The following is a 25,517-nucleotide window of genomic DNA, read 5'->3' as shown; positions in this document are numbered from 1 at the left end:
CCGCGTCATGGCAGGCACGAGAGACCACGGGCCGGGAGCCGTGCGGGTGCGCGAGGGCACCCGCCTCCTCAACGCACGCGCCGCCGAGGCGGACACCGGCAGCATCACCATCGAGAACACGGGAGATCGTCCGGTGCAGATCGGATCGCACTTCCACCTGCCCGATGTCAACGCCGCATTGGCGTTCGACCGGGCTCGGGCCGAGGGCTGCCGGCTCGACATTCCGGCCGGGACCTCGATCCGGTTCGAACCGGGGGCGTCGCGGACCGTGCCGATCGTCCGCCTCGGCGGTCGTGCCCGGGTGCCCGGACTGCAGATTCCCACGGGCGGTTCTGATGGCTGAGATCTCCGCTCAGCGCTACGCCTCTCTCTACGGACCGACGACCGGGGACCACGTCCGCCTCGGGGACACCGACCTGTGGATCGAGATCGAGGACGATCGGACATTCGGCGGTGACGAAGCGGTCTTCGGCGGGGGCAAGTCGATTCGCGAATCGATGCTCCAGGGCACGACGACGCGCGTCGAGGGGGCACCGGACACCGTGATCACGAATGTCATCGTCCTCGACTGGTGGGGGATCATCCGCACCGACGTCGGCATCCGCGACGGCGTGATCACGGCTCTGGGCCGGGCGGGCAACCCCGACATCGCCGACGGGGTCGATCCGGGTCTGCAGATCGGCCCGTCGACCGACGTCATCTCCGGCGAGGGCCGGATCCTCACCGCCGGTGGGATCGACTCGCACGTCCACCTGCTGTCGCCGTCGCAGATCCATGAGGCGCTCGCCACCGGAATCACCACCGTGGTCGGCGGCGGAACGGGGCCGTCGGAGGGGAGCAAGGCGACGACGGTGACGCCCGGAGCGTGGCATCTGGGGATGATGCTGCGCGCACTCGACGCACTGCCGGTCAACGTCCTCCTCCTCGGCAAAGGCAACACTGTCTCCGCCGCGGGTCTGGCCGAACAGGCCCTCGGCGGGGCGGCAGGGTACAAGATCCATGAGGACTGGGGCGCGACACCGGCCGCGATCGACGCCGCGCTGCGCGCCGCCGACGATCACGGCCTGCAGGTCGCACTCCACTCGGACTCGCTCAACGAGTCGGGCTTCGTCGAGTCGACGATCGCCGCGATCGCCGGGCGCAGCATCCACGCCTTCCACGTCGAAGGCGCCGGCGGCGGCCATGCCCCCGACATCCTCTCGATCGCCGCGCTGGAGAACATCATCCCCGGTTCGACCAATCCGACTCTTCCGCACACGGTCAACACCGTCGCCGAGCACCTCGACATGCTCATGGTCTGCCACCACCTCAACCCCAGCGTGCCCGAGGACCTCGCCTTCGCCGAATCGCGCATCCGGGCGACGACGATCGCCGCCGAGGACATCCTCCACGACCTCGGCGCCCTGTCGATCACCTCCTCGGACGCTCAGGCGATGGGCCGCATCGGCGAGGTCATCACCCGCACCTGGCAGGTCGCCCACGCGATGAAGCTGCGGCGGGGGCGCCTCGGCGAGACGATGCCGGCCGACAATGAGCGGGCACGCCGGTACGTGGCGAAGTACACGATCAATCCGGCGATCGCCCATGGGGTCGATGCGCACCTCGGTTCCGTCGAAGTCGGGAAGATGGCCGATCTCGTGCTGTGGGATCCGCGCTTCTTCGGCGTCCGCCCCGACCTCGTCATCAAGGGCGGGGCGATCGCCTGGGCCGGTCTCGGCGATCCGAACGCGTCGATTCCGACCCCGCAGCCGGTGCTCATGCGGCCGGCTTTCGGGGATGCCCTCGGGGCGACGACCTCGGTGTCGTTCGTCGCTCCGGCCGCCCTCGACAGCGGGCTGCGGGAGCGCTTGGGCCTGCGCCGGGAGCTGCGTGCCGTCGCGCCGACGCGGGGGATCGGGAAGGCGGACATGCGCAACAACGACGTCCGTCCCACCATCGACATCGACCCGGACACGTTCCAGATCGCCATCGACGGCGACCTCGTCACCGCGGCACCCGCACATGCGCTGCCGCTCGCCCAGCTCTACCAGATGTTCTGATGGACACGGTGACGCTCGACGCGCTGGGGCCCGGGGCCGCCTCGGCGATCATCATGCTCCTCGCCGACGCCCGCCTGCCCGCGGGAGCGCACGTGACCTCGAACGGCGTCGAAGCCGGACTGCGCCATGGGCTCGCGCCGAGGGAGGTCGCAGCCTACATGCGCGCGCGGATGCGCACCGTCGTCCGCGTGGAGGCCGGCACCGCCGTCGTCACCCGCCATGCCCTGATCGGCGCTCGCGTCGTCGGAGCTGAGATCGACCGCGGCGGCGGGCGCGACCGGGAGTCCGGTGCGATCCTCGCCGACATCAGCGACGAATGGGCGGCGCGCACTCCCAGCCCGGCACTGCGGGAGATCGCCGAGGTGCTCGGTGCGGGACTGCGTCGCGTGGCGGTCACGCTGTGGCCCGAGGTGGACCCGGTGCTGCCGCGACGCGGACTTCCGCGTCCTGTGGTGCTCGGCGCCATCGCCGCAGCCGCCGGGATCCCGGCAGCCGACCTCGTTCGCCTCGTCGCCTACGACGATGCGCAGACGGTCGCCGCTGCGATGCTCAAACTCGAACCGATGGATCCGCTTGCGGCCACCGGTTGGGTGCTCGAGGCGTGCACCGCCTTCGAGCCCTGTGTCGCCGATCTGGCGACGCTCACCGACCCCGCAGCGATTCCCGCTGCCGGGGCACCGCTCATCGAGGACTGGGCAGAGGCCCAGTCCGCACTGCCGAGGAGGCTGTTCCGTGCCTGAGTTCCCCACCCCGCATCGTTCCCTGCGACTCGGAGTCGCCGGCCCCGTGGGCACCGGCAAGAGTTCGCTCATCGCGATGATCTGCCGCACCCTGGCCGAGGAGATCCGCATCGGGGTGATCACCAACGACATCTACACCGACGAGGATGCCCGGCTGCTCAGGGCCGCCGGGGTGCTCGATCCCGACCGGATCCGCGCCATCGAGACCGGTGCCTGCCCTCACACGGCGATCCGCGACGACGTCACGGCCAACCTCGCGGGAGTCGAGGAGCTCGAAGCCGATTTCGATCCGCTCGACCTCGTGCTCGTCGAATCCGGCGGTGACAACCTCACTGCGACGTTCTCGCCGGCGCTCATCGACGCCCAGATCTTCGTCCTCGACGTCGCCGGCGGTGGCGATGTGGCGCGCAAGGGCGGCCCCGGCATCGGGCGCGCCGATCTCCTCGTCGTCAACAAGACCGACCTCGCGCCGTACGTGGGCGTCGACGTCGAGCAGATGATCTCCGACGCCGAGGCGGCACGTGAGCAGGGCCCGGTGCTCGGGCTCTCGCGCACCGATGAGGAGTCCGTCGCGCGCCTGCGGTCATGGCTGCTCGCGCTGCTCGAGACGCATCGGTCCGGGGCGCACGAACCGCAGGATCCGGGTCCGATGGCACCGCATTTCCATGCCGATGAGGACGGGGGATACATGCACTCGCACGCCGAAAGCGAGGGCCACGGGCACGCGGACGATCCTGACCGCGACGGTGCCGGCCAAGACGGTGCCGGCGGCCCCGACCCTCTCGAGCACGCAGACGGCGGCGTTCGGACCCCAGCGGATCGGGTGCCTGCAGATGGCCGGGGATGACGCACATCGCCGTCGACCTGGTCGCCGGGCGCGAGCTTCCGCAGGTGCGTCTGGCTCCCGGTCTCATGCAGCCGCGGCTGATCTCCCGCGCGGCCGGAGGGCGCGCGCATGTGGCGATCGTCGCCGGAGGTGCGGCGCTCCTCGGCGAGGATGCGGTGACGATCGGCATCCGGGTCGGGCAAGGATGCCGCCTCGTCATCGAAGACGTCGGGGGCACGGTCGCCTACCCGACCGATGGGGCGGAGTCACGGTGGGACGTCGACATCGAGGTGGGCGCGGCCGGCGGTCTCATCTGGGAGACGTTCCCGTTCGTCGTCGCGTCGGGGGCGCGGGTGCGCAGGTCGACGCGGGTGCGCATCGGCGCCGAGGCGACGGTGCGTCTGCGGGAGACGATCGTGCTCGGGCGCTCGGGCGAGGTCGGCGGGTCTCTGCGGAGCAGCACCGATGTGCGCGACTGCACGGGGAGGCCGTATTTCGTCGAGGACCTCGATGTCGACGGAACCGATCCACTGCCGGGCGTCCTCGGATCCGCCTCGGTGCTCGATACGGCGATGCTCTTCGGCAGGAGAGACGCCGCCACCGGTCCGACTGCGGGTGACGAAGTGGGCGGCGGGACGACAGTGCGAATGCTCGAGCTCGCACGGCCCGGGACGATCGCGAGAGCGATCGGTGCCGCCGCTCACGAATCGCATGTCGACTCCGTGTGGCAGCGGTGGACCCGACCGGCCGAGTGAGCATACGGCAGCTGCCCACGGTGAGCTGCGGGGGCGTGGCACACGACCCCCGGACCCCGGGGTGTCACACCTGACCGGGAAGGTGAACGCGGGAGGGACGCAATGAATACAGGCACACCGAAGATTGAGACGAGGAGACCGACAATGGATACGACGACAGCGGGACGGCCGGGAACGGGGCAGGTGGACGGCACTCGATTCGATGCGGACTGGTGGCGGATGCGGACGCCGCTGATCGTCATCGCTGGGCTCGCGATCGCAGGGTTCAGCCTGGTCCTCGCCTCGACGAACGAGATCGGCCACGCCGCGGCCTGGGGTCTGGCGGCAACAGCCGTGCTCCTCGGCGCTCGCCATGCCTTCGACGCCGACCACGTCGCCGTCATCGACAACGTCACCCGGCGACTCGCGACCGCTGACCAGTCCCGGCTTCGCGGCGGTGCCGTCGGATTCTGGTTCGCGCTCGGGCACTCGAGCGTCGTCATCATCACCGCCGCCCTCGTCACCGCCGGTGCCGCCGCGGCTCGCAGCCTCGTCGTGAGCGAGGACTCCGATCTGCGTGCCGGACTCGGGATGTGGGGACTGCTGTTCGCGACCTGCGTCGTGGGGGTCTTCGGAATCGTCAATCTCGTCGCGTTCATCCGCCTGCTGCGCGATCGTCGCACCGAGGGTGCACCCGCGACGGCGCCGAACGGTGACAGCGGAGCCGGTGCCGCACCCCGAGGACCTCTCACGACAGTCTTCTCCCGGCTCATCGGCACCGTCGATCGACCGGCGCGGATGTATCCCATCGGGCTGCTCTTCGGGCTCGGGTTCGACACCGCGGCGACGATCGGATTGATGATCGCGGCCGGTGCAACGGCCGCGAGCACGTCGCCGCTGCTCGCTCTGTCGCTTCCGCTGCTCTTCGCCGCAGGTATGGCGGCGTGCGACACAGGGGACAGCGTGATGATGGCGAGGCTCTATCGCTGGGCCGCCGGTGACGGCGAGCGGTTCCGCCGCTACAACCTCATCGTCACCGGGCTCTCAGTGCTCATCGCGGCCATCGTCGTCATCGCCGGTGTCGCCGAGGCGGGGGCGGAGACCGCGACGTTCACCCTTCCCGCCCCGGATACGGAGTACGCCGGGTTCGTCGCCACCGGCTTGTTCGTGGTCATCGCTGTCGCGGCTCTTCTCACAGCGCGCCGCCGGGCGGCAGGCAATGACCGCAAGGACGAGGGGCAAGATCCGGGCGCCGAGGTGGCAGAGGGGTCCCGCGGCGAGTGACGGGCGCCGCGCGGCGGCGCTGGTCGCCTCGATGTTCTGGTCGGCGCCACCTTCGGAAAATGGGAGCACGCCGTCAGACCGGTCTCGCTGTCGCGGCCGGACCGGGTTGTGGCCAGTTCAGGTTTGGGCCAGTTTGCTCTGAGATGGCCAAGGCTGCCTTGGCCATCTCAGTCTCAACTGGCGCAAGCCGGGTGCCGACCCGGATTCCACGGGCAACCAGGCGCGAGGAGGTCGATTGTCCGGCACGCGCCGCCGGCCCGCTCGTCCTGAGTACCCCGGCCACCCTCTCGAACGGCGCTTCGGCTCACCCTGTTTTGGGCGGCTCACGTTTTGAACAGAGCCGCTCGAACCAGGATGAGCCGCAACGGCGATCGGACCTCTGATCGCTGCGGGCCGCGAGGTCCGATTCTTCGGGAAGGCGGGAAATTCACCAGAACGCGGCGCCTCGACCAAGGGCGATCGACACAAGTGGGTGCTGCCTCGAAGAATGCTCGCGGCCACACTGAACAAAGCCTCGGTATCACAGCCAATGGGCGGCGAAGCCGTGAGCATCGGGCGCGACATCACTGCGGAGAACCCAGTCGTCGGTGTAGTCGCCGGTGAATTGCGGTCGTGCTCTCAGTGGTTCGTCAGTGAACAGCCGGGACAGCCGATCGTCCAGTTGCGCCTCGATGCCCGCGGAATCAGCTCCGGCGAGGAAGTCCGCCGAGGGCACGACGAAAGGCGCAAGCGGATCGAAGCCGGTGTAGGCCAGAGTCCCGTGGAGAAGCCCGAACATGAGGTCGACCGGCTCGCCGCTGATGCCGCGCGGCCCGAGAGCCCCAGCGCGATCTCCGGCGGTGACGATGACCAGTGCGCGGCGGCCGCGGAACGGTCCGTTCTCGAACCGGAGCCTCCTCCCGGTCTCGGGCTCCTTGCCGAACGCGAAACCGCTCGTGAACACCCGATCGAACCATCCCTTGAGCATGGCCGGCATGCCGTACCACCACAGCGGAAACTGAACGATGAGCGCATCCGCGCGCCGAAGCCGTTCTTGCTCCTGGGCGACGTCTGCAGGCAACTGATCAGTCAAGAACGCTCGGCGAACATCGCCGGTGGCATCGAATCGCGCGCCGCAGGCATTGTCCCGACCGGAGTGCTTCTCGCAGGCGCCCGGTTCCGGCCCGAGGAACTGCTCACGCCGGAGTACGGGGTCCCAATCCATGGCATAGAGGTCGGACAGCTCGACGGAGTGGCCCCGTTGTTCGAGGGCTTCGATGCCGAACCGGCGAAGCGAGCCATTGAGAGACAGCGGTTCCGGGTGGGCGCTCACCCACAGGACCGACGCGGAATCATCCATGCCTCTATCGTGGAGGCAGGGGACGGCTCGCAACAGCACGGACACTCGTGTCCCTGGCCGGCCGCGGCGATGTCGAGGGCGCAGCCGATATCGAGGCTGGGGACGCGTCGTGGTCCTCAGCGCAACAAGAGAGATGAGTGGTGGCGATGCGTGAGAAAGTGGCGGTGGCGCTGCAGACCTGCCCCGCCGAGGTTGTCGTGGCAGTCCTCGGCGGCACGTGGAAGATCACTGTGGTCAAGGCGATGTTCGACGGTCCGATCCGCTTCGGCGACCTGCAGCGGCAGGTGCCGGAGGTCAATCGGAAGACCTTGACGAGGCAGCTCACGGAGCTGGAAGCCGACGGCATCGTCATCCGCACCGATCACGGTGAGCTGCCGCTTCGAGTCGATTATCGGTTGACCGAATTGGGCGCGGCCCTTCACCCCGTCATCGTCGCGATGGAGGGCTGGGGAAGTGACTACGCCGCCGAAATCACTGTGGGTTCAGGCTGAACGCTCGACCTCAGCCGCAGGAAATCGGTTGCGGCTCAGCCTGGTTCGGGCGGCTCTCCTCAAGAACAGAGCCGCTCGAACTGACCTGAGCCGCAGCGGGTGCTGACCGTCGTTTCCTCGCCCATGCTCAGTCGCACGCGTTCTGGAACTGACTGAGGCGCCTGGTCCGACAATGTCGAACCAGGCGCCTCAGGGCTGCCGGGGACTCAGCTCAGCGAGGTGAGCCGGCCGGTCGGATCAGATGTCCGAGGGCGAAGGGACACCCTTCTTGCGGCGCTTCGTCAGGAAGATCGCCGTGCCGCCGACGAGGAGGAGGCCGGCACCGGCTGCGAGGCCGGTGAGCTCCATACCGGTGCGGGGCAGGTCGCCTCCACCGTTTCCGCCGCCGTTGCCGCCATCGGAGCCACCGTCGTCATTGCCGTCGCTGCCGCCGGCGTTCGGGTCCTCTTCCACCGAGAACTTGCCGGTGAGCTCGTCGTCACCGCAGGTCACGGTCACGTCGTAGTCGCCGATGTACGCGCTCGGGTTCGACGCCGAGGTGCCGTAGACCGTGACGGAGGCGTTGCCCTCATCGTCGGCCTTCTCCGTTTCATCGAACGCCGTCACCGAGGAGTTGCCCTTCGGGTTGACCACGAAGCGCACGTCTTCGCCGGGCTCGCAGTTCTCGACGACGAGCTTGACGCCCTTGTCCTTCTGGACGAAGTCCTTCGGGGTGACGGACTCGGGAGAGACGGTCAGCTTCGCCTCGGCGGCCGGAGTGGTCGGCGTCTCGGTGGCATCCTCGACGACGGTGAACTCCTGCGGCTCGGTCTTCTCACCCGACTCGTCGTCGATGAACGTGACCGTGTACTTGCCGGGCTTGACGCTGTCCTTCGGAGCCACGACCGTGCCGGTGACCTTGCCGTTCTCGTCCGCCTTGAGCTGCTCTTCAGCCTGCTTGGCGACCTGCGCCGGGAGCGCCTGGCCCTCGACGCTCACGGAGCCATTGGGGGTGAAGCCTTCGCCCGAGAACTTCAGGCCTTCGCCTTCGAACTCCGAGACGGTGATCTCGTCAGAGACGAGGCTCGCCTTCGGGTCGACGGCCGGAGCGGTGGGCTCTTCGGTCTCGTCTGCGGTGACGGTGAACTTCTCGTCGAAAGTCTGAGACTGTTCGCCGCGTTCCACAGTGACGGTGAACTCGATCGGGCCCTCAGGAATGGCCTTCGGGTCGCCGGTGATGTTGTAGATCTCGTATGAGACCGTGTCGCCTTCGGCAGTGACTGTCTCGCCGGTGGCGTCGTCGGTGACGGTGTCCCCGGCTTCGAGGTTCGTCACGGTGAGGGTGACGCCCTTCTCGACGAGATCCGTCTGCGAGATCGTCTCGGGCGAAACCGACACCGAAGCGTCGAGCTCAGTGTCGTCGGTTTCGGTCGCGTCGGGCTGGCCGGCGCTCTTCGGGGCCTGGACGTTCGTCTGGCCGAAAGCGTCGGTGCTCGGGGCGGCGATGACCGGGGATGCTGCCAGGCCGGTGATGGCGAGGGCCACCACGGGGGCGAGGGCGAGTTTCTTCATTTCTGTCCTTCGAAAGGCTGAGGGAGGAGAGCTTCCGAAAGTAACAGTAATGACACATTCACGACGCACATAGTTTAGAACGTTTTGGTCACGTGAATTCTTCGGAACAGCACTGGGGAGAGCAGTGCTGGGGCGATCACGCCAGCGTGAGATGCCGACCTGCAGGGGCGTCAGAGACCCTCACCGTCGCCTGGTCGTTGCGAAACTTTGGCCATCCCGTGATCTCCGTTCCGGCAGCGTGCCCGCCACTCCACCCCCGCTCACACCGGCTCTGAAAAGTGCCTTTGGAGCCAATGACACTTGGGCGAAACAGTGCCACAATATGTCCTGTGACTGGAGACTCAACGATGAAGAAGGCGGCCAGCAAGGCCGACGATGCGGCAGTCAACGCCGCTGACAGCAAGTGGTTCGAACGGGTCGCCCGAGTCGGCTTCGTGGCCAACGGACTCGTCCACATCATCCTCGGCGCCACCGCCGCCGGCCTCGCGCTCGGCAAGAGCGGCGAAGCCGAACAGTCCGGCGCGATGCAGCAGATGGCCTCCCAGCCCTTCGGCATGGTGCTGCTGTGGCTGTGCATGCTCGGCTGCGCACTGCTCGCGCTGTGGAACCTCGCCAACGCGTTCTTCGGCACGGCCACCCTGCGCGGACACGGCTCGAACGATCCGCGCGACGAGCACGGTCGAGACCGCTGGAAGGACTTCATCCTCGCGATCGCGCAGGGCATCACCTACGCGGCAGTGGCTGTGCTCTTCGGCAAGTTCGTCTTCGGCCAGGGCTCGGATTCGGGTCAGTCATCGCAGCAGGCCTCGTCGACTCTCGCGCAGGCCCCCGGCGGAATCCTCCTCCTCGTCGTCATCGGCGGGGTCGTGACGATCATCGGCATCGTGTTCTGCGTCAACGGCATCCGGCGCAACTGGAAGGACGATGTGCGCACCCCGCGCTCGAGCGCCGTGGCGAAGCTGATGACGATCACCGGCGTCCTCGGCTACCTCGGCAAGGGCGCCACGCTCATCGCCGTCGGCATCCTCGTCATCGTCTCCGGCGTCACCGGCGACCCGGAGAAGTCGACCGGCGTCGACGGCGCCCTCAAGGCCATGCGCGAACAGCCCTTCGGCACCTACCTCCTCCTCGGCGTCGGGGTCGGACTCGTCCTCTACGGCGTGTTCCTCTTCCTCCGCGCTCGATACGACAAGATGGATTGATCCCGTCGTGCCGCGGTCGTCCGGCGTGCGCGCTTCACGAAGGCCTTCAGAGGACTGCGTTAGTGTGAGGTCTGGGGTCGCCCGCTGCGGCCGATGAACGAGCAGCACCACCAAGCAGTACCGTCTGCGAAAGGACCTGAAATGAGAGCCAATCACGTCGGCATCGTGTGGAATCCGTCGAAGACCGAGAAGGAGGACCTCGAGGCAGCGCTCCCGGAGAACCCTGACTTCACCATCACCTGGCATGAGACCGCGGAGGACGATCCCGGCAAGTCCGCGACCCAGGCCGCTCTCGACGCCGGCGCCGAGGTGGTCATCGCCGCAGGCGGAGACGGCACCGTCCGTGCCGTCGCCGGTCACCTCGCGGAGATCGACTCCGAGGCCGAGCTCGGCATCGTGCCGCTGGGAACGGGCAATCTCCTGGCCCGCAACCTCGACGTTCCGCTCAACAACCTCGGCGAGGCGATGGATCGCGCACTCAACGGCACGGCCCGCGACATCGACATGGGCTGGGTCGAGGTCACCCTTGAGCAGGGCACGAACCGTGAGCCCTTCGTCGTCATGGCCGGCTTCGGGATCGATGCGCACATGATCACCGAGACCAACGACGATCTCAAGGACAAGGCGGGATGGCTGGCCTACGTCGAATCGCTCGGTCGCGCGGTCTCGGCCAGCGATGTCATGGAGATCAACCTGTCGCGCGAGGGGGAGCGGATCGGCCACGAGGCGGCGCACACCCTCATCGTCGGCAACTGCGGCACCCTGCAGGGCGGGATCACCCTGCTGCCCGACGCCGATCCCTCCGACGGTGAGCTCGACGTCCTCATCCTCAAGGCCGAGGGCGTCACCGGCTGGCTCGACACGATGAAGAACATGGTTTGGGACAACGGTCTGCGCCGGATGATGTCGAAGGACGACTCGGCGCAGAGCAGCGAGAGCGCGATCCATCAGCGGGTCTCGTCGCTGACGATCGAACTCGAGCAGCCGCGCGTCGTCGAGGTCGACGGCGACGAGGTCGGCGAGACCGAGAAGATCGACGTGACGATCGAACCCGCGGCGCTGCGCGTGCGGTGACCCCGCCGAGGCGGTCGCACGCGTGCGATGACCGAGAACGCCTGTGGCCCCGACCGAAGTCGGGGCCACAGGCGTTCTCGCGTTCAGCGTCGCATCAGAGCGAGTCGGCTGACTTCCGGCGACGCACCGTCAGGGCGACGACGGCGCCGCCGACGAGGAGCAGCGCGGCTCCGCCGGCCAGGGCGCTGAGCTCGGCGCCGGTGCGCGGCAGCTGGCCGCCCTTGCTGCCGGATCCGCTGTCGCTGCCGCCCGAGCCGCCGGCCGCGGCACCCGAGGTGACCTCGAACGATCCCTTGAGGACGTCATCGTCGCAGGTCGCCGACACCGAGTAGTCGCCGACGTAGGCAGACGCGTTCGACGACGTGCCGTACACGTTCACCGAGGCGGTGCCGGTCTCGTCCACGGTCACCGTGCTGTCGAACGCGGTGACGTTCGAGTTGCCCTTGGGGTTGACGACGAAGCGGACGTCGCTGCCAGGGGTGCAGTCGGTGACCGTGAGCACCACGCCCTTGTCCTTCTTCACGAAGTCAGCGGCTTCGATCGACTTCGGGGAGACCGTCAGCGAGGCGGCCTGTGCGGCGTCGTCGGTCAGGGTGAACTCGGCGGTGGCACCGAATTCCTCCCCGCCGGCGTAGACGATGTAGTCACCGGGCTTGACCTCGTCGGTCTCCGTCGGGCGGATGACCCCGGAGGCCACGCCCTCATCGGAGACCTCCACGTTCTCGTCGAGGTAGATGATCTCGTCGGTCTCGAACTTCGCGGCCACGGCGAATGCCTGCTCGCCGGGGAGGAAGCCCTCACCGGTGAAGGGGATGCCCTTCTTCATGAACTCGGACACGCTCATCGAATCGGTGCCGAGAGTGAGGGAGCCTTCCTCGATCTCCTCATCCTCGGTGATCTCGAAGCTCCCCGGGAAATCCCTGGGATCCTGATCCTTGCGCTCGACGGTGACCGTGAAATCGACGGTCTGCGGGCCTTCGATCGTGCCCTCCTCGTCGTAGTACTCGAACTCGACCGAGCTGCCCTTGGCCTTCTTCGCGTCATCGGTGAGCGAGTTCGTCACGATGTCGCCCGGCTCGAGGCCGGAGACCGTGATGACGACGCCGTCGAAGTAGAACTCCGATTCCGTCATCGTCCCCGGCTCGACGTCGACCGTGGCCGCGATGGGCGCCGAGGCGGCTTCAGTGGGTTCCGCATCCTCGGTGACCTCGTCGTCGAGTTCATCCGATCCCGTCGCAGACTCGTCCGGAGCCGGGGTCTCGGGGGTCTCCGGTGCCGGGGTGTCGGTGTCGTCCGCGCCGTCGGTCTCGGGAACCTCGGGTGCCGGTGCGGCCGGGGTCGTGTCCGCGGACGAGGGGGTCTCGTCGGCTGCGGCGTCGGGGGTCGTCGCCGCAGCAGGGACGGAGAGCGAGGTGTCGACGTCGGCGGGTGCCGCGACTGCCGGGGCCGCGCCGAGGCCGGCGATGGCCAGAGCAAGCGCGGGAATGAGCGCAAGTTTCTTGGGCATGGGGCTATGAGGTCCTCTCGAGGGGTGGATCGCCGGAATTCGGCAACTACAGAAGCATATAGTCGCCGATGCCCCGATTTGATCACGGCCCGATCACAGTTTCTGCGCACGCGTGGTCGTCTGGTCCTGCGCACGCGTGGACGTCCGGGCACGCGAAATGGGCCGGGAGAGATTCCCGACCCATTTCACTCAGCTCAGGCTGGCTGCCCTGTCCCGCCTCGGCGAGGCAGAGGGCGACTCAGCGCAGTCGTGTCAGACGTACGACGGTGAGAAGTCGCCCTTGCGGCGGCGCATCGTGATCGTCACTGCGGCTCCACCGACGAGCAGGAGCAGGGCGCCTGCGGCGAGGCCGTCGAGTTCGGCACCGGTGCGGGGCAGTTCGCTGCCGCTGCCGCCGCTGGCGTTGTCACCGCCGCCGTTGCCGTGGTCACCGCCACCGCCGGCGTTCGCTCCGGCGGTGACCTTGAAGGAGTCCTTCATCGTGTCGTCGCCGCAGGTCGCCGTCACGGAGTATCCGCCGACGTACGCCGAGGCGTCCGACGAGGTGCCGAAGACGCTCACCGAGGCCTTGCCGTCCTTGTCCGCCTGGACGGTGCGGTCGTAGGCGGTGATGCGCGAGTTGCCGTCCGCCATGACCATGAAGCGCACGTCCGAACCGGGCTTGCAGTCCTTGACGGAGAGCGTCACACCCTTCTTCTCGTTGATGAAGTCGTCGGCTTCGATCGACTTCGGTGAGACGGTGAGCGAGGCCTCGGCCGGGGCTTCCGTTTCGTCGCCGATGATCGTGATCTCGCCGTCGAGGGTTTCATCATTGGCGTTCTCGCGCTGGACGGTCACGGTGAAGGGGAGTTTGCCCAGCTCGAGGTCGTCTGGATCTCCCTTGTAGTACACGGTGAAGGTGAAGTCACCGTCGGCACCCACCGTCTTCTCCATGCCGGTCAGCGAGTCCGTGACGACGTCGTTCTCTTCGAGATTGGTCAGCGTGACGGCCACGCCCTTGTCCGCATCTGCCAGATCCTCAGCGGTGATCTCCTTGGGATCGACCTTGAGGGTGGTTTCGATCGGGTTGAGCGGCTCATCTTCGACGACGGTGATGTCGCCGTTGAGCGTGACCGAGTCGGTGCCCTCGCGGTCGATGTCCACCGTGAACGGAATCTTGCCGGGCTGGAGATCCTCCGGATCGCCCTTGTAGTAGATCTGGAAGGTGAATTCACCGTCGCTGGGAACGGTCCTCTCCCGGCCGGTGAGGGAGTCGGTGACCTTGTCGCCTTCCTTGAGGTTGGTGACTGTGACCATGACGCCCCGGGTGGAGTCGGAGAGATCCTCAGGGGTGATCTCCTTCGGATCGACCGTGAGTTCGGACTCGATCGGTTCGACCTCGCCGTCGTCGGCTGCGGCCACATTGACCGAGGCTTCGAGTGTGTCGAGCCCGCTCGCCCCTTGGAGATCGATCGAGAACGGAAGCGGACCGTCCTTGAGATCTGCGGGGTCTCCGTCGTAGTAGAGCTTCATCGTCGCCGAGGTGCCGGTCGCTGTGACGGGATCTCCCGTGAGACCGTTCAGCGGAGTGAGCAGGTCGCCTTCCTCGAGGCCGGTGACCGTGACCGTCACACCTTTGGCCGGGTCAGCGAGATCCTCGGCGGGAATGTCGCCCGAGGGAACCACGATCGACGCGTTGGATGCCTTCTCGTTCGCCGCCTGCACGTCGACCGACTCCTGGAGCGTGGCGCTCGAGACTCCTGCGCGCTGCACCTTGACGGAGAACGACTTCGCCCCGGACTTGAGGTCCTCGGCATCGCCGGCGTAGTAGACGCGGAGCGACTTCGAGCTGCCCGTTGCGGTCGCCGCCTGAGCCGTGAGGCCGGAGACGCTGAGCTTGTCACCCTTCTCCAGGCCGGTGACGGTGACCGTCACGCCCTTCGAGGGATTCGCGAGGTCCTCGGCCGACACTTCGCCGGCGGAGACGCTGAGATCGGCGTTGATCTCCTCGGGCTTCTCCTCATCCTTCGGCTGCTCAGCGCCCTTGTCGCTGGGGGAGGGGCTGGGTGTCGACTTCGCGTCCTTGGCTGCTTCGTCCTTCGCGGCCTTGTCTTCAGCCGCCTTCTTGTCGGCGGCTTTCTTCTCCGCAGCCTTCTTGTCCGCAGCCTTCTTCTCCGCAGCCTTCTTGTCCGCGGCTTTCTTCTCAGCTGCCTTCTTCTCCGCGGCTTTCTTCTCAGCCGCTTTCTTCTCGGCGGCCTTCTTCTCCGCAGCCTTCTTCTCAGCCGCTTCCTTTTCGGCCTTCTCCTTCTCCGCCTGTTCCTTCTCGGCCTTCGTCGGAGCCGACTGGGTGGAGGGGGTTTCGGCCGCGGCGACAGGGGCGGCGACGAGTCCGGTGAACGCGAGGGCCACAGCCGGCGCGAGGATGAGCTTCTTCATTGGAGTGCCTTCTATCTGTGTGAGGGGGTGCACATCTGGAAGTCATCCTGGGTACAGGCAATTCTCAGAACTATTTTTGTACGTTTTGGTCGAGCGGAATTACGGTAACGCTTTGGTGAACACAAGGGTGCTTTCGCGACCTGTTCGTGACCTTGCCCCATCGAAGCGACGTTGTTCCTGGTCATAGGCCCCACCTCGGCGCCGGAATCCGGCCGTGCTCAGCGTCCCGGTCTCACACGGGCCACGCCTCGGCGCGGATCTCCCGGCGCTGTTCGGTCGTCGGCACGCGCACGGTGATCGCACCGGGGTCCACCGCCATCGCGAGGTACCCGGTCGTGCCGAGGGGATCGCCGTCGAGCTGGACCTCGAGCGGATCCTTGGACTCGATGACGACGTTGCGGCACTTGCGGATGTCGGTGTGCAGGCCCTTCGTCGTCCGGCGTCCGATGATCGAGGCGACGACACCGACCCACTGGCCGAGGTTCTTCGGGCTGACGACGAGGACGTCGAGGAGCCCGTCGTCGATGATCGCCTCGGGCAGCAGCTGGATCCCGCCCTGGAGCTTGCCGCAGTTGCCGCCGATGACCGAGCGCACGCGCGCCGTCACCCGGTAGTCGTCGTCGTACGTGATCTTCACGTGGCTGGGACGGCCGACGAGCGTGCGGGACCCGGCCTCGAGGTACGCCAGCCAGCCGAGCCGGCTCTTCGCGTTCGCCGTCGTCTTCGCCATCACCTCGGCGTCGAAGCCGAGCCCCGTCATCACCATGAAGACGAGCGTCGGCCCGCCCCGGCTGATCTGCGCGGTGCCGACGTCGACGGCGCGGTTGCGCCCCCACAGGGCGATCCGCAGCGCCCACTCGGGCTTGTCGAGGACGAGGTCGAGGTTGCGGGCGAGCAGGTTGCCCGTGCCCAGCGGGACGATCCCCATCGGCGTCGACGTGCCGGCCAGCGCCGAGGCGACCGCGCGGATGGTGCCGTCCCCACCGGCGGCGATGACGACGTCGACCCCTTCGTCGAGGGCGAGTCGCGCCAGTCCCTCCCCGGCGTCCTCGGGGGTGGTCTCGAGGATGAGCGGAGGGTTCCAGCCCTCGAAACGGCAGATCGCCTCGGCGGTCGACGCGATCCGCCCGGCGCTCGCCTTCGTCGGATTGACGATGAGGGCGGCACGGTAGCGGTTGGGGGCGTACTCCTCGACACCGTCGTCGTCGAGTTCGGGGCGCCGGGAGTAGCGGCGCAGCCGTTTGAGGATGCGGCGCGAGCCGATGCGATTGCCGAGGAGGAACGCACCGCAGACGATGACGACGAGACCGACGATGACGAGCCACATCATGGCGGGATCGAGGTCGAAGGTCATGGCACAAATCTACTCTGAGCCACCTGAGCGCGTGCCCAGCGGTCGAATATCGCAAACCCAGGTCGCCCCGTTAAGCTGAGGAGGTGATCGATCTAGCGCAGTTGAGAGACAACCCGGACCTGTTCAGAGCATCGCAGCGGGCTCGCGGAGCCTCCGTCGAACTCGTCGACGAGGTGCTCGCAGCCGACACCGCGAGGCGGGCGGCCATCACCGCGTTCGAAGACGCCCGCGCCGACCAGAAGTCCTTCTCCTCCCAGATCGCCAAGGCTCCCAAGGACGAGAAGCCCGCCCTCATCGCGGAGGGCAAGGAGAAGTCCGCCAAGGTCAAAGCCCTGCAGGCGGAGTCCGACGAGGCCGCATTCGCGTTCGACAGCCTCGCCTCGAAGTTGCCCAACCTCATCATCGACGGCATCCCCGCCGGTGGCGAGGAGAACTTCGTGACGCTCAAGACCGTCGGCCAGCCCCGTGACTTCGCCGCCGAGGGCTTCACCCCGCGCGACCACCTCGAGATCGGTGAGACGCTGGGCGCCATCGACACGACGCGCGGCACGAAGGTCTCGGGAGCGCGCTTCCACTACCTCACCGGGTTCGGCGCGAAGCTCGAGATGGCGCTGCTCAACCTCGCCCGCGACGTCGCCGAGGAGGCCGGTTTCAGTCCGACGATCACCCCGACCCTCGTCAAGCCCGAGGTGATGCGGGGCACGGGCTTCCTCGGCGAGCACGCCGACGAGGTCTACCGCCTCGAAGCCGACGACCTCTTCCTCGTCGGCACCTCCGAGGTGCCGCTGGCCGGCTACCACATGGACGAGATCATCGACCTCAGCGACGGACCGCTGCGCTACGCGGGCATCTCCTCGTGCTACCGCCGCGAGGCCGGGTCGTACGGCAAGGACACCCGCGGCATCATCCGCGTCCACCAGTTCCAGAAGGTCGAGATGTTCTCCTACGTCGCGATCGAGGACGCCGAGGCCGAGCACGCCCGCATGCTCGAACTCCAGGAGAAGATGCTCCAGCTGTGCGAGCTGCCCTACCGGGTCATCGACGTTGCGGCCGGCGACCTCGGGGACTCCGCGGCGCGGAAGTTCGACAACGAGGCCTGGGTCCCCACGCAGGAGACCTACCGCGAGCTGACCTCGACCTCGAACTGCACGACGTTCCAGGCCAGGCGCCTGCAGATCCGCGAACGCCATGACGGCGCGACCCGTCCGGTGGCGACGCTCAACGGCACGATGGCGAACACGCGCTGGCTCGTCGCCATCCTCGAGAACCATCAGCAGGCCGACGGCTCCGTCACGGTGCCCGTCGCCCTGCGCCCCTACCTCGGCGGCATGGTGGCCCAGGGACCGGAGGGTCCGCGATTCTGAGCAGCCCCACCGCCGGCCAAGGAGAAGCAGTGCCCGCACACCTCATCGCCCTCGACATCGACGGCACGATCATCGACTATGACGGGACGCTGTCGGAGGCGGTGAGGCAGGTGCTCATCGACCTCGCCGAGGCGGGGCACCACATCGTCATCTCGACCGGGCGTGCGCTGCCGGGAGCCCTCGAGATCGTCCGGGCGCTCGGACTCACCGAGGGCTTCGTCGTGTGCTCGAACGGCTCCGTCGTCGTCAAGCTCGATCCCGCGCTTCCGCTGGGCTGGGAGATGCACCACGTCGTCTCCTTCGACCCGCGGCCCGCGCTCGAGCGCATGCGCGCTGTGCTGCCGACGGCCCTCTTCCTCGTCGAGGACCCGGACCTGCACCGGTGGGCGTCCGGTGCGTTCCCGCCCGGGGAGCTCTCCGAATCCGACACCCTCGACATCGTCGGCTTCGACGAGCTGCTGACGAAGCAGGCCACCCGTATCGTCATGCGCGACGTCAACGGCACGGCGGAGGAGTTCGCCGAGGCGGTCGACCGGCTCGGGCTCCACGAAGTCAGCTATTCCGTGGGATGGAGCAACTGGCTCGACATCGCCCCCGACGGGGTGTCGAAGGCCAGTGGGCTCGCACTCGTCGAGTCAGAGCTCGGCATCGACCACGAGCGGACCGTCGCCGCCGGTGACGGCCTCAACGACCTCGAGATGATCGAATGGGCCGACCACTCGATCGTCATGGGTCAGGCGAAGGACGAGCTCAAGGTCCTCGGCAACGTCGTCACCGACCCCGTCGAGGACGACGGACTCGCCGTCGCCCTCGTCGACCATTTCGACCTCGACCCCGCGGTGCTCGACGTCGCAGGCTCCCGGCCCACCAGCCCGTAGCGCTCAGCACTCAGTAGTCTTCGGGTCGCGGAGACGGCGACACCGGGAGTGCTGAGCGTCGTCGCGCTCAGTGTGGTCGTCGCGGTCAGCGAGAGGGGACGGCGTCGAGGGCAGCGTTGAGGAAGTGCGCCACCCCGTCGTCGTCGACCGGGTCCGTGACGGCGTCGGCGGTGTCCTTGACGACATCGAGCGCATTGCCCATCGCGACCCCCAGCCCCGCCCACGTGAGCATCTCGAGATCGTTGGGCATGTCACCGAACGCCATCACCCGGTCCCGACCGACGCCGAGGTGGTCGCACACCGACTCGAGCGTCTTCGCCTTCGTGATCCCGGCGGGGGCGAGTTCGACGAGGCCGTTGTCCGGGTCGGAGAACGAGGCGTGGCACGAGCGGGTGACGATCGGCCCGAGCAGGTCGTGGAGGGCCTCGGAGTCGGTCGTGCCGAGGCTGACGAGGATCTTCACGACGTCGGTGTCGGCGAGCTCCCCGAGGTCGCCGATGACGGTGGCCTCGTGCGGGGAGCGTGAGGCGAAACCGTCCTGGACGTAGAGCCCGGTGAGCGTTTCGAACGCGAAGCGCGCCTCGGGGTGGGCGGCGCCGATGGCCGCGACGATCTCCTCGACCCCGGCCTGCTCGAGCGGGTGCGCATCGACGACGGTGTCCGTGGCGATGTCGTAGACGACGGCGCCGTTGAGGCAGACGACGCGACCGAGGTCGGGGATCTGCTCGGCGATCGCGGCCAGCCACCGGATCGGGCGCCCGGTGACGAGGACGAACGGGATCCCCATCCGCTGGCAGCGGTGGATCGCATCGATCGTCACCTGGGAGATCGGCTGCCAGTCGAGGAGCAGGGTGCCGTCGATGTCGCTGGCGACGAGCCCGAGGTCGAAATCCGGCGGCGGTGAGGTGAGCGCGTTCATCGGGCGTCCGCCTCGGCGAGGATGCGCCTGACCTGGGCGAGCAGCTCGGCGGCATCGGTGATGTAGCGGTCGGTGGCGGTGGCCGTCGAGGTCAGCGTCGCGGTTCCCGCGCGCGCCATCGAGGCCGCGAGGACCGCCTCGGCGACCTTCGACGATGCCCGCGTGAGCAGTTCGGGGGTGTCCCCGACGACCTGGCGGGCGGGGCCGGGGACGACCTGGCCGTCGACGGGGCAGTGCGTGTGCAGCCACGCGGTGATCTCGTCGATCTGCGTCGCCAGGTCGTTGAGGCGGTGGGTGCCGGCCATGATCGCATCCCGCGCCGAGGCGGCTGCCGGCTCGGGTGCTGTCGCGCCGGGCTCGTGCGTGGGCTGGCTGGCGGCTGCCGGCTCGGTCGGGGCCGAGCCCTCACCTGCGGCGTCAGTCGGGGCGGCGGTGTGGATCGCGAGGGCCGTCGTGTAGTAGCGGTCGACGGCGCGGAGGAACCGGTCGTGGTTGTGGCGCCACAGTCCCGTGCCGAACTGTTCGTCGGGGCCGTCAGCGCGCCGCCTGCGGAACGAGAAGAGCTTCTTCACAGATAGTTGCCGGTCCTGCGTTTGTCATCGGTGCCCTCGGCCGCGGACCCAGCCTGCGCGCCCGGGGGCACGAGCCCGCCGGGTGGGGGAGTCTCCTGCTTCGCCATCGCCTGCTGGGCCATGATCGCCGTCTGGATGCCGTGGAAGAGGCCTTCGAGCCAGCCGACGAGCTGCGATTGGGCGATGCGCAGCTCGGAGGTCGACGGGGGTTCGGCGGTGGAGTCGAACGGGAGGTCGAGGCGGCCGAGCTCGGCGACGAGTTCGGCGGAGAGGCCGTCCTCGAGTTCGGCGATCGCCCGGCGATGGATCTCCGCGAGCCGTTGCCGGCCCTTCTCGTCGAGGTCGGCGCTGCGGACTTCCTCGAGCAGCTGCTTGACCATCGTGCCGATGCGCATCACCTTGCCCGGCGAGGCGATGTCGCCTTCCTCGGCGGCCTCGGCCTCGGGGTCGGCGTCGGACTCAGTCCCGGACGCAGATGCCGCGTCGGGCGTGCGCGTGTCACCGGTGCCCGCCGCGGTCGCGGGGTCCGGATGCGAGGCGGCATCGGTGAGCGTCTCGCCGCGGGCGAGGCCGGCCTGGTCCGTTTCGGAGTCGGCCGTCACCGGCACCCCGGCGCGGTCTGCGGAACTGCCGGTCGCCTCGGTGCCGGTGTCCTGCTTTGCACCCTGCTCATCGGACTGGACATTCTGCGGGCCGTCCTGGGCTCTCTGCGGATCAGCGGCACCGGGCGCGGTGGGCGTGGCGTCTGCGGTCATGAGCGCGCTCCTTCGTCGTGTGCTGAGTCGTCGTGTGCTGAGTCATCGTCGTCGACGCGGAGGAGCACCTTGCCGATGGTCTTTCCGTCCTCGAGGAGGCGGTGGGCCTTCGCGGCGTCCGCGAGCGGCACCGTCGTGTCGATGATCGGGCGGATGTCCCCGGAGATCACGGCCGGCCACAGCTGTTCGCCGACGTCGGAGATGATCTCCGCCTTCTGCGACGGCGGTCGGGCGCGCAGGGTCGTCGCGGTGATCGTCTTGCGTCCCTGCATGAGCGTGCTGAGGTCGAGTTCGGCGGTCGTGCCGCCCTGCATGCCGATGACGACGAGGCGGCCGTCGGTGGCGAGTGCGGCGATATTGCGCTCGAGGTATTTGGCTCCGATGATGTCGAGGATGACATCGGCGCCGGTCGCCCCGTCCGGGTGGGTGCAGATCTCGTGGACGCGGGCGACGAAGTCCTCTTCGCGGTAGTTGATGACGGCGTCGGCGCCGAGTTCGCGGCAGAACTCCGCCTTCTCCGCGGAGCCGACGGTGACGACGATCTTCACCCCGAGGAGGTTCGCGACCTGGATCGCGGCGGTGCCGATTCCCGATCCGCCGCCGTGGACGAGCAGCCATTCGCCGATGCGGACGCGACCGCGGCCGACGACGTTCGAGTAGACGGTCGCGAGCACCTCGGGCAGGGCAGCGGCAGCGGTGAGGTCGAAGGTGTCGGGCACTGCGAGGAGCTGACCGGCGGGCACGGCGACCTCCTCGGCGTAGCCGCCGCCGGAGAGCAGAGCGGCGACGCGATCGCCGACGCTCCAGTTCTTCACATCGGCGCCGAGCCCCACGATCGTGCCCGAGACCTCGAGGCCGGGGATCTCCGTGGCACCCGGCGGCGGGTTGTAGAAGCCCTGCCGCTGCAGGAGGTCGGCGCGATTCACTCCGGCGGCGTGGACTCTGACGAGGACCTCGTCCGGCCCGATCTCAGGGGTGGGGACGTCGGTGAGCTGCAGTGCCTCGGGATCTCCGGGGGTGGGAATCGTGATAGCGCGCATGTGACCACTGTAGACCGTGGGGCAGTGGCCGGCAGGAGTGCTCGGCGGTGAATCCGATCCGAAACCGGTGAGCGGTCACGACCGATGCTTCGCGTTGAACCGGGCCTTCTTCTCCCGGTTGCCGCACGTGTTCATGTCGCACCAGCGCCGGGAGCGGCTGCGGCTGGTGTCGAAGAACGCCGCGCGGCACGTCGGTGAGGCGCACAGGGCGAGGCGTCCGTCGCGCGTGCCGGCGATGATGTCGATCGCGTCGGCGGCGATGACGCTGAGCGCATCGGCGACAGCGGCGGGGCTGCTCAGCTGCCACCGGCGCTCGCCGTCGCCGGTGAGCACGGGTGCCGCCCACCCCTGCCGGCTGGCCTCGTTGATGATGTCGAGCGCCGAGGCGGGCAGCGGCTCACCGAGTGCTGCTGCGGTGGCCGCGTGGTGGATGGCCTCACGCAGCTGCCGGGCGAGGGCGAGTTCGCTCTCCGTGCACCCGGCGACGTCGAGGCCGACGACCGCCAGCCAGTCGACGAGTCGTGCCGGAGTGGGGATCCGCTCACGGCGTTCGCCCTGCCGTTCGGTGAGCGTCCCCGTGAAACTCGTCGCGAGCACCGTGCCGAACCGGAACTCCGGAAATGCATCACCCATGGACTCACCTTAAACGCCGTCGACCCGTACGCGGGACCCTTGTGCGGGGCCGGTGTCCGATGGTAGAACCGTCATAGCTGGTTCATCAACTGTCGTCGCCGTCCCCTGCCGGCGCGGTCGACGTCCGGTGACAGAGAGTTCGACGTCTCGGAGCACGAGGCGAGCATCCGGTCGAGGAGGACCCATGCCACTGCACGACAGCGCCATCCGCCCGTTCCACAGCTCCGTGCCGGAGGCGGAGCTGCGTGACCTCAGTACCCGGCTGGCCGCGACCCGGTGGCCCGAACCCGAGCCTCTGCCGCCGACCGCGGTCGGAGCCGAGCGTTGGCGGCAGGGGGTTCCGCTCGCCGACCTCGTCGCGCTCGCCGAGGTCTGGGCCGCCGACTACGACTGGCGGGCGTTCGAGACCCGCCTGGACGCGATCGGGCAGTTCCGCACGACGATCGACGGCCTCGGCATCCACTTCCTTCACCGCCGGTCCTCCCGGCCGGATGCCGTGCCGCTCATCATGACCCACGGATGGCCCGGCAGCATCGCCGAGTTCATCGACGTCGTCGATGAGATCGCCGACCCGGCGGATCCCGAGGCTCCCGTATTCCATGTCGTCATCCCCTCCCTGCCCGGCTTCGGCTTCAGCGACCGGCCGGCGGAGACGGGCTGGGGCACGGAGAGGACCGCGGCGGCGTGGGTCGAGCTCATGTCCCGGCTCGGCTACGACCGCTTCCTCGCCCACGGCGGCGACTGGGGCGGTGTGATCACGACGATCCTCGGCGGCCGGTTCCCGGACCATGTCCTCGGCATCCATTCGACGTTCGCCGAGGCGCCTCCCGGGTTGGATCCGGACTCCCTCACCGCCGCAGAGCGGGCATGGGTCGATGACCACCGCGACTTCTGGCAGAACCGCGCCGGGTATGCGAAAGCGCAGGCATGGAGTCCGCAGACGGTCGGGTACGCCCTCGTCGACTCCCCGGTCGGGCAGATGGCGTGGATCCTCGACAAGTTCGCCGAATGGTCGGACACCGACAACGGTCCGTTCGAGACGATGTCGCGGGACCGTGTGCTCGACAACATCACCCTCTACTGGCTGACGGGCACCGGCGCCTCAGCGGCCCGCATCTACGCCGAGAGCCACAACTCCCTCGATCCGGCTCTGCGGATCGACGTGCCGGCGGCGATCACGATGTACCCGGCCGACGTCTCGTCGAAGTGTCCCAGGCCTTGGGCCGAGCAGCGCTACCGGCGGATCGTGCGCTGGCGCGAACCCGTGCGCGGAGGGCACTTCCCGTCGCTCGAGATGCCCGAGCACTTCGTCGACGACCTGCGGGCGGGGCTCGCCGCGGTGCTCGCCGCCAACCGGTGAACGGCTGGCCGCGCGCGCTCGCAGCGCGCACGGCCACGGACGACCACCTCGGCGAGGGGAAGGCCGATGACCTACGCGAAGAGCCGGAACATCGGGGAGTTCTGGTGCACGCGTTCGATCTCGATCTGGGAGGACTCCATGCGCTCGAGGAGGTTGGGCAGGTCCTCCGCGGCGCCGAGCTGGATGCCGACGAACGCCGGCCCGGTCTCGCGGTCGGAGCGCTTGACGTACTCGAACATCGCGATGTCGTCGTCGGGGCCGAGGATCTCGTTGAGGAAGCGGCGCAGGGCGCCGGGCTCCTGCGGGAAGTCGACGATGAAGTAGTGCTTGAGGCCCTCGTGGACGAGGGAGCGCTCGAGGATCTCCGGGTAGCGGGAGATGTCGTTGTTGCCGCCGGAGACGAGGCAGACGACACTCGACCCGGGTTCGACGATGACGGGTTTGCCGCTGCCGGCCGTCCCGATCGCCGCCGAGGCCAGCGCCCCGGAGGGTTCGGCGATGATGCCGTCGACCTGGTACATCGCGAGCATCTCCGTGGCCACCGCCCCCTCGTGGACGGGGCGGACATCGACGCCGAGGTCGGAGATGATCTCGTAGGTGATGTTGCCGGCGCGCTTGACCGCGGTGCCGTCGGCGAACCGGTCGATGTTCTCCAGCGTCACCGGGTGGCCGGCCTTGAGCGCGGCGATCATCGAGGCGGCGCCTGACGGCTCGGCGCCGATGACCCTGGTGTTCGGCATGTGCTCGGCCGCGTAGGCGGCGATGCCGGCGAGGACCCCGCCGCCGCCGACGGGCACGATGATGTAATCGGGGTGCGGGTCGAGCTGCTCGGCGATCTCGACGGCGACGGTGCCCTGCCCGGCGATCGTGCGCGGGTCGTCGAACGCGGAGACGAGGAGGGCCGCGTTCCGGTCGGCGAAGCGGTGCGCGAGCGCCGAGGCGTCGTCGTACGTCGACCCGGAGATCTCGATCGTCACCCGGTCACCGCCGAAGTGGCGGATGCGGTCGACCTTCTGCCGCGGCGTCGTCTTCGGGACGAAGATCGTGCCCTGGATGCCCAGCTGCCGGCACGCGAGTGCGAAGCCCTGCGCATGATTGCCCGCCGAGGCGCAGACGACGCCGCGGGCGCGCTCCTCGTCGTCGAGCTGGAGCATGAAGTTGAAGGCGCCGCGGATCTTGTACGAGCGCACCGGCTGGAGGTCTTCGCGCTTGAGGTAGACGGTGGCACCGGTCGCGGCGGACAGCCGCTCCGAAATCTGGAGCGGTGACGTGATCACGGAGTCGGCAATTCGCGCAGCGGCCGCATCGACCTCGTGCGCGAGTGATTGCTTCTGGGGTGATTCGTCTTGTTTCAACACTCCTCCATTGTGCGCCCTGTGTCTTGCTATTCGGCAAACCGTCCCGCATCGCAAACGCGCTGTCCGCCTGTCGCGCCTCTCT

Annotated in this window: 23 protein-coding genes; 12 read left to right on the top strand and 11 right to left on the bottom strand. The window is 68.3% G+C overall.

Annotated features, from left to right (window positions below; all coding sequences use genetic code 11):
• Nucleotides 1–7: 7 nt before the first annotated feature.
• From ureB to ABD154_RS15475, 6 genes are all read left to right on the top strand, one after another.
• Nucleotides 8–343, top strand: coding sequence for an urease subunit beta (ureB, locus tag ABD154_RS15500; RefSeq protein WP_211978697.1), 336 nt, complete (start codon nt 8–10; stop codon nt 341–343).
• On the top strand, nt 336–2,039 hold the full coding sequence (locus ABD154_RS15495) for an urease subunit alpha (protein ID WP_198499764.1): 1,704 nt from the start codon (nt 336–338) through the stop codon (nt 2,037–2,039). Before ureB ends, ABD154_RS15495 begins: the two co-directional genes overlap by 8 nt.
• On the top strand, nt 2,039–2,779 hold the full coding sequence (locus ABD154_RS15490; RefSeq protein ID WP_198499763.1) for an urease accessory UreF family protein: 741 nt from the start codon (nt 2,039–2,041) through the stop codon (nt 2,777–2,779). The genes ABD154_RS15495 and ABD154_RS15490 overlap by 1 nt, the downstream gene beginning before the upstream one ends.
• A complete protein-coding gene (ureG, locus tag ABD154_RS15485) occupies nt 2,772–3,626 on the top strand; it encodes an urease accessory protein UreG (RefSeq protein ID WP_232623724.1) in 855 nt (284 codons plus the stop codon). Before ABD154_RS15490 ends, ureG begins: the two co-directional genes overlap by 8 nt.
• Nucleotides 3,623–4,360 carry an urease accessory protein UreD gene (locus tag ABD154_RS15480; RefSeq protein ID WP_198499762.1) on the top strand — a complete coding sequence of 246 codons (738 nt, stop codon included), beginning with the start codon at nt 3,623–3,625 and terminating at the stop codon, nt 4,358–4,360. The genes ureG and ABD154_RS15480 overlap by 4 nt, the downstream gene beginning before the upstream one ends.
• Before the next feature lie 144 nt (nt 4,361–4,504).
• Complete coding sequence (locus ABD154_RS15475; RefSeq protein WP_198499761.1) at nt 4,505–5,623, top strand: HoxN/HupN/NixA family nickel/cobalt transporter; 1,119 nt, start codon at nt 4,505–4,507, stop codon at nt 5,621–5,623.
• A gap of 520 nt (nt 5,624–6,143) precedes the next feature.
• Here the strand turns inward: ABD154_RS15475 and ABD154_RS15470 are convergent.
• Nucleotides 6,144–6,962 carry an NAD(P)H-dependent oxidoreductase gene (locus tag ABD154_RS15470; RefSeq protein ID WP_198499760.1) on the bottom strand — a complete coding sequence of 273 codons (819 nt, stop codon included), beginning with the start codon at nt 6,960–6,962 and terminating at the stop codon, nt 6,144–6,146.
• A gap of 146 nt (nt 6,963–7,108) precedes the next feature.
• Here ABD154_RS15470 and ABD154_RS15465 point away from each other — a divergent pair, with 146 nt between their 5' ends.
• Nucleotides 7,109–7,453 (top strand): winged helix-turn-helix transcriptional regulator, encoded by a 345-nt coding sequence (locus ABD154_RS15465; RefSeq protein WP_232623723.1) that lies wholly within the window; start codon nt 7,109–7,111, stop codon nt 7,451–7,453.
• Nucleotides 7,454–7,690: 237 nt separating this feature from the next.
• On the opposite strand, the gene ABD154_RS15460 is transcribed toward ABD154_RS15465, so the two are convergent.
• Nucleotides 7,691–9,004 (bottom strand): LPXTG cell wall anchor domain-containing protein, encoded by a 1,314-nt coding sequence (locus tag ABD154_RS15460; RefSeq protein WP_198499759.1) that lies wholly within the window; start codon nt 9,002–9,004, stop codon nt 7,691–7,693.
• A gap of 329 nt (nt 9,005–9,333) precedes the next feature.
• Between ABD154_RS15460 and ABD154_RS15455 the strand changes: the two genes are divergently transcribed.
• Nucleotides 9,334–10,206, top strand: a complete 873-nt coding sequence (locus tag ABD154_RS15455) for a DUF1206 domain-containing protein (RefSeq protein ID WP_198499758.1) — start codon at nt 9,334–9,336, stop codon at nt 10,204–10,206.
• Between the two features lie 141 nt (nt 10,207–10,347).
• Nucleotides 10,348–11,280, top strand: a complete 933-nt coding sequence (locus ABD154_RS15450; protein ID WP_198499757.1) for a diacylglycerol/lipid kinase family protein — start codon at nt 10,348–10,350, stop codon at nt 11,278–11,280.
• A gap of 94 nt (nt 11,281–11,374) precedes the next feature.
• Here the strand turns inward: ABD154_RS15450 and ABD154_RS15445 are convergent, their stop codons facing one another.
• The 3 genes from ABD154_RS15445 to ABD154_RS15435 all read right to left on the bottom strand — a co-directional run bounded on the left by ABD154_RS15445 (nt 11,375) and on the right by ABD154_RS15435 (nt 16,556).
• The gene (locus tag ABD154_RS15445) at nt 11,375–12,787 is read right to left on the bottom strand and encodes an MYST family histone acetyltransferase (RefSeq protein WP_198499756.1); all 1,413 of its coding nucleotides are present in this window, start codon (nt 12,785–12,787) and stop codon (nt 11,375–11,377) included.
• Between the two features lie 252 nt (nt 12,788–13,039).
• On the bottom strand, nt 13,040–15,202 hold the full coding sequence (locus tag ABD154_RS15440; protein ID WP_344251609.1) for a hypothetical protein: 2,163 nt from the start codon (nt 15,200–15,202) through the stop codon (nt 13,040–13,042).
• 232 nt (nt 15,203–15,434) lie between these two features.
• Complete coding sequence (locus ABD154_RS15435) at nt 15,435–16,556, bottom strand: diacylglycerol/lipid kinase family protein (protein WP_344251608.1); 1,122 nt, start codon at nt 16,554–16,556, stop codon at nt 15,435–15,437.
• An 83-nt stretch (nt 16,557–16,639) separates the two neighbouring features.
• Here ABD154_RS15435 and serS point away from each other — a divergent pair, with 83 nt between their 5' ends.
• Together serS and ABD154_RS15425 are read left to right on the top strand one after the other, a co-directional pair.
• Nucleotides 16,640–17,920 carry a serine--tRNA ligase gene (gene serS / locus ABD154_RS15430; protein ID WP_198499754.1) on the top strand — a complete coding sequence of 427 codons (1,281 nt, stop codon included), beginning with the start codon at nt 16,640–16,642 and terminating at the stop codon, nt 17,918–17,920.
• Between the two features lie 29 nt (nt 17,921–17,949).
• Nucleotides 17,950–18,798 (top strand): HAD family hydrolase, encoded by an 849-nt coding sequence (locus ABD154_RS15425; RefSeq protein WP_344251607.1) that lies wholly within the window; start codon nt 17,950–17,952, stop codon nt 18,796–18,798.
• A gap of 85 nt (nt 18,799–18,883) precedes the next feature.
• Here the strand turns inward: ABD154_RS15425 and ABD154_RS15420 are convergent, their stop codons facing one another.
• The 5 genes from ABD154_RS15420 to ABD154_RS15400 form a co-directional block, all read right to left on the bottom strand.
• The gene (locus ABD154_RS15420) at nt 18,884–19,717 is read right to left on the bottom strand and encodes a Cof-type HAD-IIB family hydrolase (RefSeq protein ID WP_344251606.1); all 834 of its coding nucleotides are present in this window, start codon (nt 19,715–19,717) and stop codon (nt 18,884–18,886) included.
• Nucleotides 19,714–20,289, bottom strand: a complete 576-nt coding sequence (locus ABD154_RS15415) for a hypothetical protein (RefSeq protein WP_344251605.1) — start codon at nt 20,287–20,289, stop codon at nt 19,714–19,716. The genes ABD154_RS15420 and ABD154_RS15415 overlap by 4 nt, the downstream gene beginning before the upstream one ends.
• Entirely contained in the window at nt 20,286–21,044 is a 759-nt protein-coding gene (locus ABD154_RS15410; RefSeq protein WP_344251604.1) for a proteasome activator, read from the bottom strand. Before ABD154_RS15410 ends, ABD154_RS15415 begins: the two co-directional genes overlap by 4 nt.
• Nucleotides 21,041–22,084, bottom strand: coding sequence for an NAD(P)H-quinone oxidoreductase (locus ABD154_RS15405; protein ID WP_344251603.1), 1,044 nt, complete (start codon nt 22,082–22,084; stop codon nt 21,041–21,043). The genes ABD154_RS15410 and ABD154_RS15405 overlap by 4 nt, the downstream gene beginning before the upstream one ends.
• 75 nt (nt 22,085–22,159) lie before the next feature.
• Entirely contained in the window at nt 22,160–22,717 is a 558-nt protein-coding gene (locus ABD154_RS15400) for a CGNR zinc finger domain-containing protein (protein ID WP_344251602.1), read from the bottom strand.
• Between the two features lie 184 nt (nt 22,718–22,901).
• On the opposite strand from ABD154_RS15400, the gene ABD154_RS15395 reads away from it, so the two are divergent.
• Complete coding sequence (locus ABD154_RS15395; RefSeq protein WP_344251601.1) at nt 22,902–24,077, top strand: epoxide hydrolase family protein; 1,176 nt, start codon at nt 22,902–22,904, stop codon at nt 24,075–24,077.
• A 71-nt stretch (nt 24,078–24,148) separates the two neighbouring features.
• Here the strand turns inward: ABD154_RS15395 and ilvA are convergent, their stop codons facing one another.
• Complete coding sequence (gene ilvA, locus ABD154_RS15390; RefSeq protein ID WP_232623721.1) at nt 24,149–25,435, bottom strand: threonine ammonia-lyase IlvA; 1,287 nt, start codon at nt 25,433–25,435, stop codon at nt 24,149–24,151.
• Nucleotides 25,436–25,517: the final 82 nt, after the last annotated feature.

This window comes from Brevibacterium sanguinis (assembly GCF_039528855.1).
Classification (GTDB): Bacteria; Actinomycetota; Actinomycetes; order Actinomycetales; family Brevibacteriaceae; genus Brevibacterium; species Brevibacterium sanguinis.
Note: the sequence above shows the minus strand (reverse complement) of the source record. Positions and strands in the feature narration are given on the sequence as shown.

Coding starts and splice junctions, on each gene's coding strand:
- ureB (WP_211978697.1), top strand. CDS start 8: ATGGCAGGCACGAGAGACCACGGGCCGGGAGCCGTGCGGGTGCGCGAG.
- ABD154_RS15495 (WP_198499764.1), top strand. CDS start 336: ATGGCTGAGATCTCCGCTCAGCGCTACGCCTCTCTCTACGGACCGACG.
- ABD154_RS15490 (WP_198499763.1), top strand. CDS start 2,039: ATGGACACGGTGACGCTCGACGCGCTGGGGCCCGGGGCCGCCTCGGCG.
- ABD154_RS15480 (WP_198499762.1), top strand. CDS start 3,623: ATGACGCACATCGCCGTCGACCTGGTCGCCGGGCGCGAGCTTCCGCAG.
- ABD154_RS15475 (WP_198499761.1), top strand. CDS start 4,505: ATGGATACGACGACAGCGGGACGGCCGGGAACGGGGCAGGTGGACGGC.
- ABD154_RS15470 (WP_198499760.1), bottom strand. CDS start 6,962: ATGGATGATTCCGCGTCGGTCCTGTGGGTGAGCGCCCACCCGGAACCG.
- ABD154_RS15465 (WP_232623723.1), top strand. CDS start 7,109: ATGCGTGAGAAAGTGGCGGTGGCGCTGCAGACCTGCCCCGCCGAGGTT.
- ABD154_RS15460 (WP_198499759.1), bottom strand. CDS start 9,004: ATGAAGAAACTCGCCCTCGCCCCCGTGGTGGCCCTCGCCATCACCGGC.
- ABD154_RS15450 (WP_198499757.1), top strand. CDS start 10,348: ATGAGAGCCAATCACGTCGGCATCGTGTGGAATCCGTCGAAGACCGAG.
- ABD154_RS15445 (WP_198499756.1), bottom strand. CDS start 12,787: ATGCCCAAGAAACTTGCGCTCATTCCCGCGCTTGCTCTGGCCATCGCC.
- ABD154_RS15440 (WP_344251609.1), bottom strand. CDS start 15,202: ATGAAGAAGCTCATCCTCGCGCCGGCTGTGGCCCTCGCGTTCACCGGA.
- ABD154_RS15435 (WP_344251608.1), bottom strand. CDS start 16,556: ATGACCTTCGACCTCGATCCCGCCATGATGTGGCTCGTCATCGTCGGT.
- ABD154_RS15420 (WP_344251606.1), bottom strand. CDS start 19,717: ATGAACGCGCTCACCTCACCGCCGCCGGATTTCGACCTCGGGCTCGTC.
- ABD154_RS15410 (WP_344251604.1), bottom strand. CDS start 21,044: ATGACCGCAGACGCCACGCCCACCGCGCCCGGTGCCGCTGATCCGCAG.
- ABD154_RS15405 (WP_344251603.1), bottom strand. CDS start 22,084: ATGCGCGCTATCACGATTCCCACCCCCGGAGATCCCGAGGCACTGCAG.
- ABD154_RS15400 (WP_344251602.1), bottom strand. CDS start 22,717: ATGGGTGATGCATTTCCGGAGTTCCGGTTCGGCACGGTGCTCGCGACG.
- ABD154_RS15395 (WP_344251601.1), top strand. CDS start 22,902: ATGCCACTGCACGACAGCGCCATCCGCCCGTTCCACAGCTCCGTGCCG.